Annotated in this window: 11 protein-coding genes; 4 read left to right on the top strand and 7 right to left on the bottom strand. The window is 64.9% G+C overall.

The genetic code is table 11. The features are described 5' to 3' along the window. Positions 1-27: 27 nt before the first annotated feature. The 7 genes from GGR62_RS00125 to GGR62_RS00095 form a co-directional block, all read right to left on the bottom strand. Complete coding sequence (locus GGR62_RS00125) at positions 28-993, bottom strand: cation diffusion facilitator family transporter (protein WP_184405715.1); 966 nt, start codon at positions 991-993, stop codon at positions 28-30. A 315-nt stretch (positions 994-1,308) separates the two neighbouring features. Beyond that, a complete protein-coding gene (mmsB, locus tag GGR62_RS00120; protein ID WP_184405713.1) occupies positions 1,309-2,196 on the bottom strand; it encodes a 3-hydroxyisobutyrate dehydrogenase in 888 nt (295 codons plus the stop codon). 110 nt (positions 2,197-2,306) lie between these two features. After that, a complete protein-coding gene (locus GGR62_RS00115) occupies positions 2,307-2,723 on the bottom strand; it encodes a hypothetical protein (RefSeq protein WP_184405712.1) in 417 nt (138 codons plus the stop codon). Positions 2,724-2,917: 194 nt separating this feature from the next. Further along, positions 2,918-4,141: an enoyl-CoA hydratase/isomerase family protein gene (locus GGR62_RS00110; RefSeq protein WP_184405710.1), complete on the bottom strand. Its 1,224-nt coding sequence runs from the start codon at positions 4,139-4,141 to the stop codon at positions 2,918-2,920. Next, positions 4,141-4,938, bottom strand: a complete 798-nt coding sequence (locus GGR62_RS00105) for an enoyl-CoA hydratase (protein WP_184405709.1) — start codon at positions 4,936-4,938, stop codon at positions 4,141-4,143. The genes GGR62_RS00110 and GGR62_RS00105 overlap by 1 nt, the downstream gene beginning before the upstream one ends. Next, positions 4,935-6,116: an acyl-CoA dehydrogenase family protein gene (locus GGR62_RS00100; RefSeq protein ID WP_184405707.1), complete on the bottom strand. Its 1,182-nt coding sequence runs from the start codon at positions 6,114-6,116 to the stop codon at positions 4,935-4,937. The genes GGR62_RS00105 and GGR62_RS00100 overlap by 4 nt, the downstream gene beginning before the upstream one ends. 10 nt (positions 6,117-6,126) lie before the next feature. Beyond that, positions 6,127-7,632, bottom strand: coding sequence for a CoA-acylating methylmalonate-semialdehyde dehydrogenase (locus GGR62_RS00095; RefSeq protein ID WP_184405706.1), 1,506 nt, complete (start codon positions 7,630-7,632; stop codon positions 6,127-6,129). A 123-nt stretch (positions 7,633-7,755) separates the two neighbouring features. On the opposite strand from GGR62_RS00095, the gene GGR62_RS00090 reads away from it, so the two are divergent. From GGR62_RS00090 to galA, 4 genes are all read left to right on the top strand, one after another. Further along, positions 7,756-9,141, top strand: coding sequence for a short-chain fatty acyl-CoA regulator family protein (locus tag GGR62_RS00090; RefSeq protein ID WP_184405703.1), 1,386 nt, complete (start codon positions 7,756-7,758; stop codon positions 9,139-9,141). Positions 9,142-9,523: 382 nt separating this feature from the next. Then, positions 9,524-12,214 (top strand): TonB-dependent receptor, encoded by a 2,691-nt coding sequence (locus GGR62_RS00085; protein ID WP_184405702.1) that lies wholly within the window; start codon positions 9,524-9,526, stop codon positions 12,212-12,214. A 155-nt stretch (positions 12,215-12,369) separates the two neighbouring features. Further along, on the top strand, positions 12,370-13,581 hold the full coding sequence (locus tag GGR62_RS00080; protein ID WP_184405700.1) for an arabinogalactan endo-1,4-beta-galactosidase: 1,212 nt from the start codon (positions 12,370-12,372) through the stop codon (positions 13,579-13,581). After that, the gene (gene galA / locus GGR62_RS00075) at positions 13,578-16,145 is read left to right on the top strand and encodes a beta-galactosidase GalA (protein WP_184405698.1); all 2,568 of its coding nucleotides are present in this window, start codon (positions 13,578-13,580) and stop codon (positions 16,143-16,145) included. Before GGR62_RS00080 ends, galA begins: the two co-directional genes overlap by 4 nt. Positions 16,146-16,279: the final 134 nt, after the last annotated feature.

Genomic DNA, 16,279 nt, shown 5'->3' with positions numbered 1-16,279 from the left:
GCCTTTTTGATGTGCGTCGCTGCGTCATTACGGATGATGGTGCCCATGCGAATGCGCGTGACCACGATGATCGTCATTCGCAGAGGCTTGCGCGGCCGGTGCCGTGCCACAGGGCTCGGTACCGCAGTCGCCGCTTTCCACCTGCAAGGTGACGTGGTTGATCTCGAAGCGCGCGTGCAACAGCTCGGCGAGGGCATCGCGCAGGCGGTCGCGGTCGGTGGCCTCGCTGACCACCACGTGCGCGGTAAGCGCGGGCGTGCTGGACGCCAATGCCCAGACATGCAGGTCGTGGACGTCTTCGACGCCGGGATAGCTGGTCAGCGCTTGCTGCACCTGGGCCAGGGCGATGCCTTTGGGCACGCCTTCCAGCAGCACGTTGATCGCTTCGCGCAGCAGCACCCAGGTGCGTGGCAGCACCCACAGGCCGATCAGTACGGCCAGCACCGCGTCGATCCATTGCCAGCCAGTCCAGCGGATCAGCAGCGCGCCGATGATCACCGCCACCGAGCCGAGCATGTCGCTCCACACTTCTAGATAGGCGCCCTTGACGTTGAGGCTCTCACCGCTGCCGGCATGCAACAGCTTCATCGCGATCAGGTTGATCACCAGCCCGAAACCGGCGATCAGCAGCATGCCGCTGGAAGAAATATCCTGCGGCGCGCGAAAGCGTTGCGCCGCTTCCCACAGGATATAAGCGCCGACTGCAAACAACAGCGCACCATTGGCCAGCGCGCCGAGCGCTTCCAGACGTACATAGCCATAGGTGCGCCGCGCATCGGCGGGGCGACGGCTCAGGCGCACGGCAAGCAGCGCGATCATCAGGCCCACGGTATCGGTGGCCATATGCGCGGCGTCGGACAGCAGCGCCAGGCTGTTGGTGATGAACGCACCGACGACTTCCGCCAGCAGAAAGGTGGCGGTGAGTCCCAGCGCCCACCATAGCGGTGTCTCGTGGCGGATTTCGCTGGGTGCGTGGTTGTGGTCGTGTCCCATGGATGTGGTGGCCTCGTGCAATGCGCGCACCTTAGGCGCACGCGATGGCGGAGACTATTACACCTGTGCGTGATGAGATCACATTACGCACTTACAGGCCCGAGCATGCCATCGCGCGCCGATCACCCTGCTGTACGCCAGTACGCCCTATAACGTCGGGACTTGGATGCACCGCCTCTGAGCCTTGCCGGCAACAGCTGCCGAGCACTGCACAGACTGGCGTCGACGTAGAACGAGCAGGACGTTAGATGTGGAGCACAGCCAGTGCACCTGCCACGCCCGCCTGTCGACGGGCGCGGCCATTCTGGTCGCCGCTTATACCTTGGCCACCAACTTGACCACACTGGAAAAATCCAGGGCGCCATTGCCGGCCTGGCTGTTCATCGCATACAGGTTGCGTGCCAGCTCACCGAGCGGGATCGACACGCCGGCCTGCACGGCGGATTCGGCAACCAACCCCAGATCCTTGAGCATCAAATCGTTGCCGAAGCCGCCGCTGTAGCCGCGCGATGCCGGTGCGTTCGGCAGCACACCGGGCCACGGATTGCAGACCTCGGTCGCCCAGCTGCGCCCGGTGCTCACCGCCATCATCTGCGAGAGCACGGCCGGGTCCAGACCTTGCGCAACGCCAAGCGCAAGCGCTTCGCCGGTGGCGGCCATGATCACGCCCAGCGCCATGTTGTTGCACAGCTTGGCGACCTGGCCGGCGCCGTTGTCGCCCACGTGGAAAATATTCTTGCCCATCGCCTGCAGTGCCGGCCGCGCGCGCTCCAGCACATCAACGTCGCCACCGACGATAAAGGTCAACGTGCCGGCCGCCGCACCTGCGGTGCCGCCGGAGACCGGTGCATCCAGCATCGCCAAGCCACGCGCCTGCGCTGCAGAGGCGACCTTGCGTGCGGTGACCGGCGCGATGGTGCTGCAATCGATGACCAGGGCACCGGCAGGAATCTTCGCCAGGATGCCGGCCTCGCCCAGATACAAGCCTTCCACGTGCCGGCTGGCCGGCAGCATCGAGATCACGATCTCGGCATCGGTCAGGGTGTCGTGCGCGGAGCTGGCGGCATGCGCGCCGGCGGCGGACGCGGCGTCCAGCGCGGCGGGCACCAGATCGAAGACGCGCAGCTGGTGCCCGGCCTTGATCAGATTGGCGGCCATCGGGCCGCCCATGTTGCCCAGGCCGATAAAAGCGATCTTGCTCATGCGGTGAATCTCCGAGGTGGAACGATCAAAGGTGCTTGGACCAGGAAAGAAAGCGCCAGAAACACATCAGCTTCGCCTGGATTGGCTCCGCAGGGGGAATCGAATCGTAGTCAGATCTCCGGCCTTGGAATGAGCAGACACTGCGCCGTCCCATCAATCACCACGGCAAATTCGATGCAACGCGTTCCCAACTTTGCCGCGCATTGCGCCATAAGCGCTTGATAGGAGGCCGGGCCACATGTGTCGCAATCAGCGACGTAAAACGTGCTGAGGCTCAAATCGGACAACACAAACACGACTCCCGGCCCTATGGACAAGTCGGAAAATTTGGATGAAAGGCGAGTGATGTCTTCAGCCCGTCCATACACCCGGGGCTCAATCGCAACCCCCCGTGCACTGATGAATTCACGCAGAGAGTCCTCATACTCAGCCGAATAAACATCCGGCGGACATGCAACCTCAGCCGCTTTGGCCGTTGAAAAACCCAACGCCGACGCCAGAAGAAGAATCAGATACGACAATCGCATGCAGACCTCACTGTTTGAGTTCCACCTGTTCTTCCTGCACCTGAAGGTCGCCAGCCGTGTCGACTGCAATGCCTTTCCTCATGTCGATACGAAGTTTTTTACCGGCAATACGACTCCCCCGATCGAGCAGACACGTTCATGCAAGGCTGGTACTAGCTGCATGAGGTCGCCGTGCAGTACGCGCGTACTGACCGCTAACCGGCCATCGGCGATGCATTGCCGGCATGCGCTGAGCGTGGTTCGCGCGCACCAAGATCGGCGAGGGGATGCTGCGCTGCCGGCCAGGCGTCGGTAAGGAAGGTGGCTGCCCATTGCGCGTCAGCGTCTTCCAGCACGGCAGGCTGCCAGCGCGGCTGGCGATCCTTGTCGATCAGCAGCGCACGGATGCCTTCGGCAAAATCGCCGTGTGCGGCGGCATGCAGCGCCACCGCGTATTCGGTGCGGAAGGCGTCGGCCAGCGTGCGAGTGCCGGCGTGGCGCTGCAACTCCCAGGCAAGCCGTGCCGAACCAGGAGAGCCGGCGGCAAGCGTGGCACGCGCCGTCTGCAGCCAACCATCCTCGCTCTGCAGCGCCAGGATTGCGGCAACCACCTGCTCGACCGACTCGCCGGCGACCAGCTGTTCGATCAAGCCCGCATGCAGCTGCAGCGGACCAGGCTCCAGCGGTTGCGCGATGCCCTGCAGGAATGCGCTGAGCTGATTGCGATCGTTTTTCGCACTGCCTGTCCACGCGTGTGCGCTCAATGCATCCAGCACGGCTGGATATTGCGCATGCTCCAGCTGCACGTCGGCAAACCCCGCATAGATCGCATCGCTGGCGTTGAGCGGCGCACCGGTAAGTGCCAGGAACAGCCCTGCAGCGTGCGGGACACGACGCAGCAACCAGCTACCGCCGACATCGGGAAACAGACCGACACTGATCTCAGGCATCGCCAGGCGCGAACGCTCGGTCACCACGCGGTGGCTGGCACCGGCCATCAAACCGATGCCACCGCCCATCACGATGCCGTGGCCCCAACACAGCAGTGGCTTGGGATAGCTGTGAATGCGGTAGTCCAGCCGATATTCTTCTTCGAAAAACGCTGCAGCATGCGCATTGCCAGCGGGTTGGGCGCGGCGCTGTTCCGCATCGGGGACCGCATCGCGGTGCGCGCGCATGCTCTGGTACAGCCCATGCAGGTCGCCGCCGGCACAGAACGCCTTGTCACCGGCGCCACGCAGCACCACGCAGGCAATCTGCGCGTCGTCGGCCCAGGCACGCAACTGCGCATCCAGCAGACGCGTCATCTGCAACGACAATCCATTGAGCGCTTTTGGCGCATTCAAGGTCGCGATGCCGATCCGATGTCCGTCGGCGCACTCACGTCGCTCGAACAAGACCGGCGCTTCTTCGGCTGCGATTGCGCTTTCGTCCACCATCAGCGATCGCTCCATTGCGGCGCACGCTTTTCCAGGAACGCAGCAACACCTTCGGCCTGATCGGCCTGCTCGAACAGGTCGACGAAGGCTTCGCGCTCGGCAATCAGCGCCGCAGCGTGGGTGCCGTTCCGGGTCGATTGCACCAGGCGTTTGCAGGCCGCCACGCTCACCGGGCTCTGCTTGCCGGCACGCTGCGCCCATGCAACTGCCAGCGCGCGCGACTCGCCCTTGCCCACCACCTCTTCCACCAGGCCGATCCGGTGCGCGGTGGCGGCATCGACACGCTCGCCCAGCAGGATCATGCGCTTGGCCCAGCCCTCGCCGACCAGGCGCGGCAGATTCTGGGTGCCACCCGCGCACGGCAGCAAACCGACGCTGGCTTCCGGCAGCGCCAGGTTCGCCTGCTGTTCGGCAATGCGCAGGTCGCAGGCCAGCGCGCATTCCAGGCCGCCGCCCATGGCATAGCCGTTGATCGCAGCGATCGACACGCCACGAAACGCGCTCAACGCCTCGAACGCTTCGCCGAAGCGACGCGCTGCCTCGCGTGCGGCGGCCTTGTCGCCGTCGGCAAACTGCTTGAGGTCGGCGCCGGCGCTGAAGAACTTTTCGCCTTCGCCGGTGATCACCAGCGCATACACGCTGCGATCGGCATCCAATGCATGCACCAGGTCGCGCAAGGCGGCCAGACTCTGCACCGTCCAGGTATTGGCCGGCGGGTTGCTCAAGGTGACGATGGCCACATGCCCATCGCGCTCGACCTGCAGGCCGGTATGCGCGCGCCCTTCCCAATCGCTCATCGCAGTTCCTCCTCGCCGTTGAGCAGGTGACGCGCAATGATCATGCGCATCACTTCGTTGGTGCCTTCCAGGATGCGATGCACACGGCTGTCGCGCAGCAGGCGTTCGATCGGGTACTCGCGGATATAGCCATAGCCACCGTGGATCTGCAGCGCTTCATCGCAGATCGCAAAGCCGGCATCGGTCGCAAAGCGCTTGGCCATCGCACACCACACGGTGGCGTCGTGGCTGCCGGCATCGAGCTTGCGCGCAGCGGTATGCACCATCTGCCGCGCGGCCACCAGTTGCGTGGCCATGTCGGCGAGCTTGAACTGCAGTGCCTGGAATTCGGCAAGCTTCTTACCGAATTGACGGCGCTCGCCCATATAGCGACGGGCGGCGTCCAATGCACCTTGCGCCGCGCCTAGCGAGCATGCCGCGATATTGATGCGGCCGCCATCCAGCGCCTTCATCGCCATCTTGAAACCTTCGCCCTCCTTGCCAAGCAGATTGCTCGCGGGGATGCGTACGTTCTCGAAGGTCACCCCGCGTGTGGGCTGGCTGTTCCAGCCCATCTTTTCTTCCTTGCGCCCGTAGCTGATGCCGGGCGCGTCGGCCGGCACTGCGAACGCACTGATCCCGCGTGCGCCCTCTTCGCCGGTGCGTGCCATCACCACCAGCACATCGGTTGCGCCGGCACCGGAAATAAACGCCTTGGTGCCGTTGAGCACATAGCTGTCGCCGTCGCGCTGCGCGCGGGTCTTGAGCGACGCCGCGTCCGAACCGGCTCCCGGCTCGGTCAGGCAATACGAGCCCAGCTTGGCGCCGCTGGTCATCGCCTCGCCCCACTGCGCACGCACGGTGTCATTGCCATAACTGGCGATCAACCAGGTGGCCATGTTGTGGATGCTGATGAAGGCCGACGTGGACGGATCGACCGTGGCGAGTTCTTCGAACACCACCGCCGCATCGAGCCGACGCATGCCCAGCCCGCCCACGCCTTCATCGGTATACAGCCCGCAAAAGCCCAGCTCCGCGCCTTTGGCGATCGCTTCGCGCGGGAAGTGGCCTTCCGCATCCCAGCGCGCGGCGTGCGGTGCAAGTTCCTTGTCGGCAAAGTCGCGTGCGGCAGCACGAAACGCCTCCTGCTCGTCATTCAAATCGGCCGTATTGGCGTGTAACTGGATGGCTGCATTCATGGCGATCGGGTCACTTGAGAGAGATGGTGGTGTTGACGCCGTGCCCCAGCGTCTCGTCATCGAACCAGCGCGCGGTCACGGTCTTGGTCTGGGTGTAGAACATCACCACCTGCTTGCCGTACGGGCCCAGGTCGCCGAGCTTGGAGGCGCGCGAGCCGGTGAACGAAAACAGCGGCACCGGCACCGGGATCGGCACGTTGATGCCGACCTGGCCCACATCGATGTCTTCCTGGAAACGCCGCGCCGCGGCACCGGATTGGGTGAACAACGCGGTGCCGTTGCCATTGGGGTTGGCGTTGACCAGAGCGATGGCCTCGTCCAGCGTGGCCGCCTCAAGAATCACCAGCACCGGTCCGAAGATTTCTTCGTCGTAGATGCGCATGCCGGGACGGACACCGGAAAAGATCGTCGGGCCGACAAAGTTGCCCTGCTCGAAGCCCGGCACGCTCGGGGTGCGGCCATCCAGTTCCAGCGTGGCGCCCTGCTCCACGCCGGAGGCGATCAGCGCCTCCACGCGCTCGCGCGCCGCGCAGGAAATCAGCGGCCCAACGTCGGTGCCCGCCACGTTGCCGGCACCCAGTTTCAATGTCTTGGCTTTGGCCACCAGCTGCGGAATCCACTGCCGCGCCGCGCCCACCAACACCAGCGTGGATGCGGCCATGCAGCGCTGGCCGGCGGCGCCGAACGCCGCGCCGACCATCGCGTTGAGGGTCTGCTCCTGATTGGCGTCGGGCAACACCACCGCATGATTCTTGGCGCCCATCATGCATTGCACGCGTTTTCCGGCCAGGCTGGCGCGCTGATAGACGTGCGTGCCGACCTTGGTCGACCCCACGAACGACAGCGCCTTGATCTCCGGGTGGTCGCACAACGCGTTGACCACGTCCTCGCCGCCGTGCACCACGTTGAGCACTCCCTTGGGAATGCCGGCTTCCAGGGCCAGTTCCACCAGCCGCATGGTCACCATCGGATCCTGCTCGGAGGGCTTGAGCACGAAGGTGTTGCCGGTGGCGATCGCCATCGGAAACATCCACAGCGGAATCATCGCCGGGAAGTTGAACGGGGTGATGCCCGCGCACACGCCCAGCGGCTGCAGCAGGCTGTAGGTATCCACACCGTTGGCGACGTTGTTGGCCAGCTCGCCCAGTTGCAGATTACCGATCGCGGCGGCGTGTTCCACCACTTCCAGCCCGCGAAACACATCGCCTTCGGCATCGGCCAGGGTCTTGCCCTGTTCGGCGCTGAGCAGCGCGGCCAGCTCGGGCATGTGTTCGCGGATCAGCTGCTGGTACTTGAGGAAGACGCGCGCACGGGTGCCGATCGGCGTCTTGCGCCAGCTCACGAAGGCCTGGCTGGCCGCAGCCACGGCCGCGTCCACCTCGTTGGTGGTGGCGAACGGCACCTGTGCCAGCACGGACTGATCGGCCGGGTTGACCACGTCCTGCCAGTGCGTACTGGCGGAGGTCACGAACTGACCGTCGATCAACAGGGAAACGCGGGGGACGGATTCAGGCATTGCAGACTCGCTCACAGAAGGTCGATGCAGATGCTTCGCATTGTTTGCATCGCCGGCCGGCATTCCCAGCCTTCAACTGCTTAATCGCGCTAAGCTGGCGGCAGAATCTTGCGAATCTTGCAAATGCCCCAGTCCACTCCGTCGCTCCGCCACCAACTCGGCCTGCGCCTGCAGCGGCTACGGCTGCGCCACGGCTTGACCCAGGCCGAGTTGGCGCGCCGGCTCGGGCTGTCGCCGAGCTACCTCAACCAGATCGAGCGCAACCAGCGCCCGTTGACCCTGGCGATCCAGCAACGGCTCAAGGCCACCCTCGGCGATCTGGACGGCCTGCTCGATCTGGACGATCCGGCCGCATTGGTGGAACCGCTGGACGAATCGTTGCGCAGCCTGGGCCACAACCTGTCGGCGGCCGAGCTGCGCGCGCTCACCGGCAACCTGCCGCAGGTAGCCCAGGCGCTGCTGGATCTGCACCGCGCCCACCTGCGTCTGCGCGAACGCAACGCCGTACTGGAGCTGCAGATCGGCGCCGACCATGCGGCCATGCCCTCGCTGTCGCCGGGCGAACAGGTGCGCGACTACTTCAACCGCGCACACAACTATTTGCCGGAACTGGATGAGCGCGCCGAAGCGCTGTACGCCGAACTCGGCTTGACCCCGGACACCCTTGCGCTGCGGCTGCGCCAGCGCCTGGCCGATCGCCACGGCCTGCTGGTGCAGGACGCGCCGGAGCTGCATAGCGACAAACGCAACGTGGATGCGCAGGCGCGCGTGCTGTGGTTGCCTGCCCACCTGCGCCCCGGCCAGCAGGCGTTCCAGATGGCCGCGCAGCTGGCGTTGCTGGAATGCGCGCCATTGCTGGAGGCGCGCATCGCCGATGCCGGATTCGAAGATGCCGAGCGCATCGCGTTGTCGCGCATTGGTCTGTCGAATTATTTCGCTGGCGCGCTGGTGATGCCGTACGGCGCGTTTCTGCACAGCGCGCAGGCCTCGCGCTACGACATCGAATGGCTGGCCGACCGCTTCGGGGTGGGCTTCGAAGCGGTCTGCCACCGGCTCAGCACCCTGCAACGGCGCGGCGCAGCCGGGCTGCCGATCTTCTTCATGCGCGTGGATCGCGCCGGCAACGTATCCAAACGCCACTCGGCCACCGACTTCCACTTTTCGCATGTCGGCGGCGCCTGCCCGCTGTGGATCGTGTACGAAGCCTTCAATCAGCCCGACCGCATCCTGACCCAAATCGCGCGCATGCCCGATGGGCGCCGCTATTTCTGGCTGGCCCGCCAGGTCAGCAACGGCGCGCCGGGCTACGGCCGCCCGCGCAAAACCTTTGCACTGGCGCTGGGCTGCGACCTGCGCCACGCCGATCAACTGGTGTACGCGCGCGGCTGGGACTTGAACGCGGTGGATGATGCCGTGCCGATCGGCCCGGGCTGCCTGACCTGCGAACGCAGCGATTGCGTGCAGCGCGCGTTTCCTGCACTGCCACGTTTGCCCGTCAGCGCGCGCTAGCCGCAAGAGCGGCACGGGATGCGGCGCAGGGCAATCTTTCGCTTCAGGCAGACAACAACCCGGCAACCGTCGCGACACTGATTGACGCTGCATTGCAGCATTCCAACGCGAGATAGCTCACGCAAAATGCTTCATTGGAATGGAATGGCTTGCGCTTCTACCCTAAGCAGACACATGCAAGACAGGGGGACGCCAACGCGATCGCCGATCGCCGATCGCCGATCGTCGCAGCGTCATGCAAAGGCATACGGACGCTTGAATAACGCAAGACCGCATCACTCGCCACCCCTGCGCAGACGCGCCTGATCCGCGCCTGCGCCGGACGGCCGTCGCAACGGCCACCACTCCATTCGGTAACTTTTGTCCTGGGAGGGATCAAACGATGCCCGTTCACCACACCGGCCGCCCGGCCAGCCGGCGCCTGCGCCTGCCTGTCCGCGACGTGCTCTGCATCACCATCGCCTGCGTGCTGGCCAGCGCGTTCAGTGCGCACGCACAGGACACCGCGCCTGCACCTGCCGCACCGCGGGCCGGCGACGCCAGCACCACCGCCGCGCCGCCACCGGTCACGCTCGACAACATCACCGTGATCGGCCAGCGCGCCAGCCTGAATCAGGCCGTGCAGGCCAAGCAGATGTCCGATCACGTCATGGAAGTGATCTCTGCAGACAACATGGGCCAGATGCCCAACGTCACCGTGGCCGAGGCGCTGGTGCGCCTGCCCGGTGTCAACGGCACCCGCGACCGTGGCAACGAAAGCCTGGCCACCGTGCGTGGGCTTGGCCCGCGCATGACCATGGGCACCGTCAACGGGCGCGAAATCGCCTCCTCCGAGCCCAATCGCGCGGTGCGCTGGGAAGTGTTTCCCACCGAGATCGTCTCCACCGTCAAGGTCTACAAGACCCAGTCGGCGGACCTGGTGGCCGGCGGTCTTGCCGCGACCGTGGACATCTCCACCATCAGCCCGCTGGACTACACCGGACCCGGCTTCGTCGGCACCGCCGGCCCGGTGTTCTACGACCACGCTAAGGACGTGGACGGCTACAGCCCGTGGGGCAGCCGCTTCGGCGCCAGCTGGGTACACAAGATCAACGACAACCTGGCGGTAGCACTGGGTGCCACCTACCAGAAGCAGAAGAACTCAAACTCATCGATCGGCAGCTGGGGCTATACCGACGCCACCACCTCGCGCGATGTGGATGGCGACGGCAGCGTGGACCCGACCCCGTTCGGCGCGGCCGACCAGCTCAAGCTGACCGAGCAGACCCGTACCGGTGCGATGGGCACGGTGCAATGGCGCTCGGGCAACTTCGAGTTGAAGTTCGACGGCCTGTATTCGCGTATCGAGATCGACGAAGACCAGTTGCAGAACTGGTTCAATGGCCTGGCCTACAGCAGCTTTTCGACCGGCGCCAATCCGTACACCACGCCGGGCTCGTCCTACACCATCGTCGATGGCGATGTGGTGGCTGGCACGCTGGCCAATTCGAATCTGCAGGTCGATCACGTCATCAGCCACTACAACGAGGTCAAGACGCTCACCGCTGGCGGCTTGAACGCCAAGTGGAGCGGCGATGTGTGGACGCTGGCCAGCGACCTGTCGTTCTCGCAGGCCAAGCGCGACAACACCTGGCAGGCGGTGCGCTTCGGCAGCAACCCGGACACCGTCTCGTTCGATTTCCGCCGCAGCGTTACCCCCACCATCAGCACCAGTTCGGACACGCCCGAATGGGGCATTGCCGGCCAGACCGAGCCGCAGGCGCTGCGCGACAAGATCGCTGCGCTGGCGCTCAACGCCAGCCGCTCGATCGATGCGGCAGCCTTCACCTCGCTCGAATTCGGCGCACGCGCGGCACGCCGCGAAAAACAGAACCGCCACTTCGTCAGCAATCAATCCGGCTACGACCAGCCGATCTCGGCGTATCAGGATCTGATCTACCCGGTCAGCATGCCGGACTTGAACGTGCCCACGCTGACCGGCGGCAACATGGATGCCATCGCCGACATCGGCTTCGGCGGTTTCGACCCGGCCACGCTCAACGAGCAACTGCTCGACCACTGGAACGTCAAGGAAGACGTGCGCGAAGCCTTCGCCAAGGCGGTGTTCAGCTCGCAGCTGTTCGGCACCGATGTCACCGGCAACGTCGGCGTGCGCCTGGTCAACACCAAGACCACCAGCGATGGCTTCGATTCGGTCGGCGGCACCGTGCAGGCGAGCAGCGCCAGCAAGGAATACACCGACGTATTGCCCAGTGCCACCCTCAATTTCCTGATCGACGAGCAACGCATCCTGCGCCTTGCGGTGGCCAAGGTCATTGCGCGGCCACCGCTGGACGAGTTGCGCACTGGCCGTCGCCTGGACGACCCCAATGTCACCGTCGGCCAGCTCACCGGCAGCGGCGGCAACCCGCAACTGGATCCGTTCAAGGCCACCCAGGTCGATCTGTCCTACGAGTGGTATTTCCACAAGGAAGCGCTGGCCGCGCTGGCGGTGTATCGCAAGGAAGTCGATTCCAGCATCGGCTACCGCACCGATCGCGAAGTCATCAACGGTCTGGATTATCTGGTCAGCGCACCGTTCAACGGCGGCGGCGGGTATATCAACGGGGTGGAGCTCACCTTCCAGACGCCGTTCTATTTCATCCCGCACATGGAAAACTTCGGTGTCTATTCGAACTATTCGCTGGTGGATTCCAACCTCAAGGAATTCTCGCCGGAAGACAACCCGCTGCCGCTGAGCGGCCTGGCGCGCAAGACCGGCACCTTCGACCTGTGGTACAGCAATGGCACCTTCGAAGCACGTGTGGGCTACAAGTACCACAGCCCCTACACGGTGGTGTACGGCTGGAATGCGGCGCGTCTGGCACGGTTGCAGAGCGAAGGCACGGTGGACCTGAGCTTGAACTGGCAGTACAGCAAGCAGCTCGGCTTCCGCTTCCAGGCGGGGAACCTCACCAACGAACCACTGCGTGCCTACACCGACAACAAGCCCAACCGTCTGGCCAACCAGGACGATGGCGGCTATCAGGTGTTCGGCCGCCGTTACTCGCTGGAGGCCACGTACAAGTTCTAACGGCGGCTGACACCGCTGCTGCACGACCGCTCCACAGGTGCGGTGGGCATGCGCAATCGAATCCTGCATCGACGTTTCGATTGCGCACATCCGCCGCACGACAGCGCCACCACCAGGCTGTCACCCGCTCCACGTCTCATCTGTCGAGGAATTGCATGCGCTCCACACGCCGTCTCTGGACGCCCGCGCTGCTTGCGCTGGCCATCTCCACCTTCGCACACGCCGCCCCGGCCCCCGCCACGTTGTATCTCGGTGCGGACCTGTCCTACGTCAACGAGATGGAAGAGTGCGGTGTGCAATACCGCGAGAACGGCGTGGTCACCGATCCGTTCGAACTCTTCCACGCGCACGGTGCCAATCTGGTGCGCGTGCGATTGTGGAACGACGCCCGCTGGACGCGCTATAGCGACCTGTCCGACGTCAAGAAGACCATCGCGCGTGCGCGGGCGCAAGGCATGCAGGTGCTGCTGGACCTGCACTATTCCGACGATTGGGCCGATGGCGAAAAACAGCTGATTCCCAAGGCCTGGGCCAGCATCACCGACACCGACGAACTGGCGCGCACGCTCTACGGCTTCACCTACGACACGCTCAGCGCGCTCGACCGTGCCGGCCTGATGCCAGAGCTGGTGCAGGTGGGCAACGAAAGCAATTCCGATCTGATGGACAGCATTCCCTGGGACAAGAAACGCCCCATCGACTGGCAACGCAATGCCAAGCTGTTCAATGCCGGCATCAAGGCGGTGCGCGATATCAGCGCACGCTCCACCATCAAGCCGCGCGTCATGCTGCACATCGCCCAGCCGGAAAATGTGGAACCGTGGTTCGCCGCCGCCACCAAGGCCGGCGTCACCGACTTCGACCTGATCGGCATCAGCTATTACCGCAAGTGGTCGACCCAATCGATGGCGCAGCTGGGCAAGACCATCAAGCGCCTGCGCGGCCGCTACGATGCAGACGTGGTGGTGGTGGAAACCGCCTACCCGTGGACGCTGGAGGCCGGCGACAGCTCACACAACCTGCTCGGCGAAGACTCGCTGATTGCCGGCTACCCGGCCACGCCGCAGGGCCAGTCCAAGTACATGATCGATCTCACCCAGCTGGTCATCGACACCGGCGGCGCCGGCGTCGTGTACTGGGAGCCGGCATGGACCAGCAGCAGCTGCAAGACGCGCTGGGGCACCGGCTCGTCATGGGAAAACGCCAGCTTCTTCGACTTCAAGCACGCCAATGAGGTGCTGCCGGCGATCGACTTCATGCGTCACCCATACACCGGCGTGCCTGCGCCGCATCAGGCCGATGCAGGCAAACCTGCCGTAGGCACGCAAGGCAACGCTGCGGGCACCCGCAAGAGGACGCAGCCATGACCGGCATCAATCGCCGCGAGCTGCTGCGCGGCATGCTCGCCAGTGGCGTGAGCGCCGCACTTCCGGTCGGTACGGCCGGTGCGTTGCTGCCTGCCATCGCCGCTGCGGCACCGGCTGCAGGCAAGAACGCCACGCCACTCGCCACGCTGGGCGATGCTGCCTTGGCCCCACGCGAACGGTTGCTGTTCGACTTTGGCTGGCGCTTCCATCTCGGCCACGCCAGCGACCCGTCGCGCGACTTCGCCTTCGGCACCTTCCAGCGCACCTTCGCCAAGGCTGGCAAGGACACCGCCACCGCCGCGCAACTGGTGTTCGACGACAGCAGCTGGCAGCAGGTCGATCTTCCGCACGACTGGGCCGTCACCCTGCCCTTCCGCCAGGAACCCACCTCGGCCACCATCACCGAAGAAGACCCCGCCGCTTCGCACGGCTACAAACCGCTGGGACCGAGCTTTCCGGAGAACAGCGTGGGCTGGTATCGCCGCACGCTGCAGATTCCCGCAAGCGATCTGGGCAAGCGCATCGGCCTGGTGTTCGACGGCGTCTTCCGCGATTGCATCGTGTTCTGCAACGGCCACATCGTCGGGCGCAACGCCAGCGGCTATTGCGGGTTCGAGGTCGACCTCAGCGAAGTGCTCGACTACGGCAAGCCCAACCTCATCGCCGTGCGCGTGGATGCCACATTGGGCGAAGGCTGGTTCTACGAAGGCGCCGGCATCTATCGGCATCTGTGGCTGCAAAAAACCGACACGCTGCATCTGCCGCAGGATGGCGTGTTCGTGCGCAGCACCGTGCAAGGCGAAAACGCAACCGCGCAGCTGTCCACCGAAGTGCGTAACGACGGCACCGCCCCGCGCCAGTGCACCGTGCAGGCGCACGTCACCGCACCGGATGGACGCGTGGTCGCACAAGCGGCCAGCGCCGTCGTCACGGTTGCACCCGGCCAGGTACACCTCGTCGAACAGACCCTGCCGCTCGGCCAGGCCGCGCTGTGGTCGATCGACACCCCGCAGCTCTACACCCTCACCACCAGCGTGCACAGCGACGGCAAGGCAACCGATGCGGTCGCCACCCCGTTTGGCGTGCGCAGCATCGCCTTTGATGCGCAGCGCGGCTTCCTGTTGAACGGCACGCCGCTCAAGCTGCACGGCACCAACAACCACCAGGACCATGCCGGCGTCGGCGCCGCCATTCCGGACGCCTTGCACGAGTGGCGTCTGCGCCAGCTCAAGTCGATGGGTTGCAACGCGTATCGCAGCTCGCACAATCCGGCCACGCCCGCATTGCTGGCCTTATGCGATCGCCTTGGCATGTTGGTGATCGAAGAAACCCGGCGCATGTCTACAGACCCCGAAGCGATGGGCGAACTGGAAACCATGGTCCGCCGTGGGCGCAATCATCCCAGCGTGATCCTGTGGTCGCTCGGCAACGAGGAACCGCAGCAGGTCACCGAGCGCGGCGCGCGCATCGTCAGCCGCATGCAGCAACGCGTGCGCCAACTCGACCCCACCCGCCCAACCACCTTCGCCATGGACAAGGGCTTTGGCGATGGCGTCGGCCAAGTGGTCGATGTGGTCGGTTTCAACTACCGCACCAGCCAGATGGATGGCTTCCACGCGCAATATCCCGACATCCCCATCTACGGCAGCGAAACCGGCAGCACCGTGTCGGTGCGCGGCAACTACCAGCGCGACGATGCACGCGGCTATACCCGCGCCTACGACCTGGACCACCCGTGGTGGGCGAGCACCGCCGAAGCCTGGTGGAGCTATGTCGCGCAGCGCCCGTACATCGCAGGCGGCTTTATCTGGACCGGCTTCGATTACCGCGGCGAACCCACGCCCTATAACCGCTGGCCGAATGTCGCTTCGCAGTTCGGCGTGCTCGACAGCTGCGGCTTTCCCAAGGACAACTACTGGTACTACCGCGCGCAATGGACCAGCGAACCGGTGCTGCATCTGTTCCCGCACTGGAACTGGGACGGCCTGCTGCAGCCCGATGACAAGGGCCGCGTCGCCGTCTGGTGCCATACCAATCTCGACGCGGTGGAACTGCTGGTCAACGGCGTCAGCCAGGGCCTGCAACAGGTGCCGGCCTACGGCCATGTGGAATGGCGCGTGGCCTACGCACCCGGGGTGATCGAAGCACGCGGTTATCGCGGCGGCAAGCTGCTGCTCAGCGAACGCCGTGAAACCACAGGCAAGCCGGCCGTGATCCGCCTCAGCTGCGACCGCAACAAGATGCGCGCCGATGCGGAGGATGTGGCAGTGGTGAAGGTGGAAATCGTCGACGCGCAAGGCCGTCTGGTACCAACTGCAGACAATCAGGTGCAGTTCGCGCTGCGCGGCCCTGCGCGGCTGATCGGCGTCGGCAACGGCGACCCCAGCAGTCACGAGGACGACAAAGCACCACAGCGCAAGGCATTCAACGGCCTGTGTGCGGCGCTGTTGCAGACCACGCGCAGCAGCGGCGACATCGTGCTGCAGGCGACCGCGCCTGGACTGACCTCGTCCACGCTGCGCCTGCACGCAGACGCCACCACATCGCGCGCGTCGGTTGCTTGAGGAAGCGGTAGTCGCTGCGCGATGCGATGGAACGACGGCATTGCCGGGGCCAGCACTGGCCTCGGCACTGTCGTGCTGTCGTGCTGCCAAACGCCAGTCGAAGGCCATCGGTCGGCATTGTGCTAACGCCCTTG

Source organism: Xanthomonas sp. 3075 (assembly GCF_014197275.1).
In the GTDB taxonomy this organism is placed as follows: Bacteria; Pseudomonadota; Gammaproteobacteria; order Xanthomonadales; family Xanthomonadaceae; genus Xanthomonas; species Xanthomonas campestris_B.
Note: the sequence above shows the minus strand (reverse complement) of the source record. Positions and strands in the feature narration are given on the sequence as shown.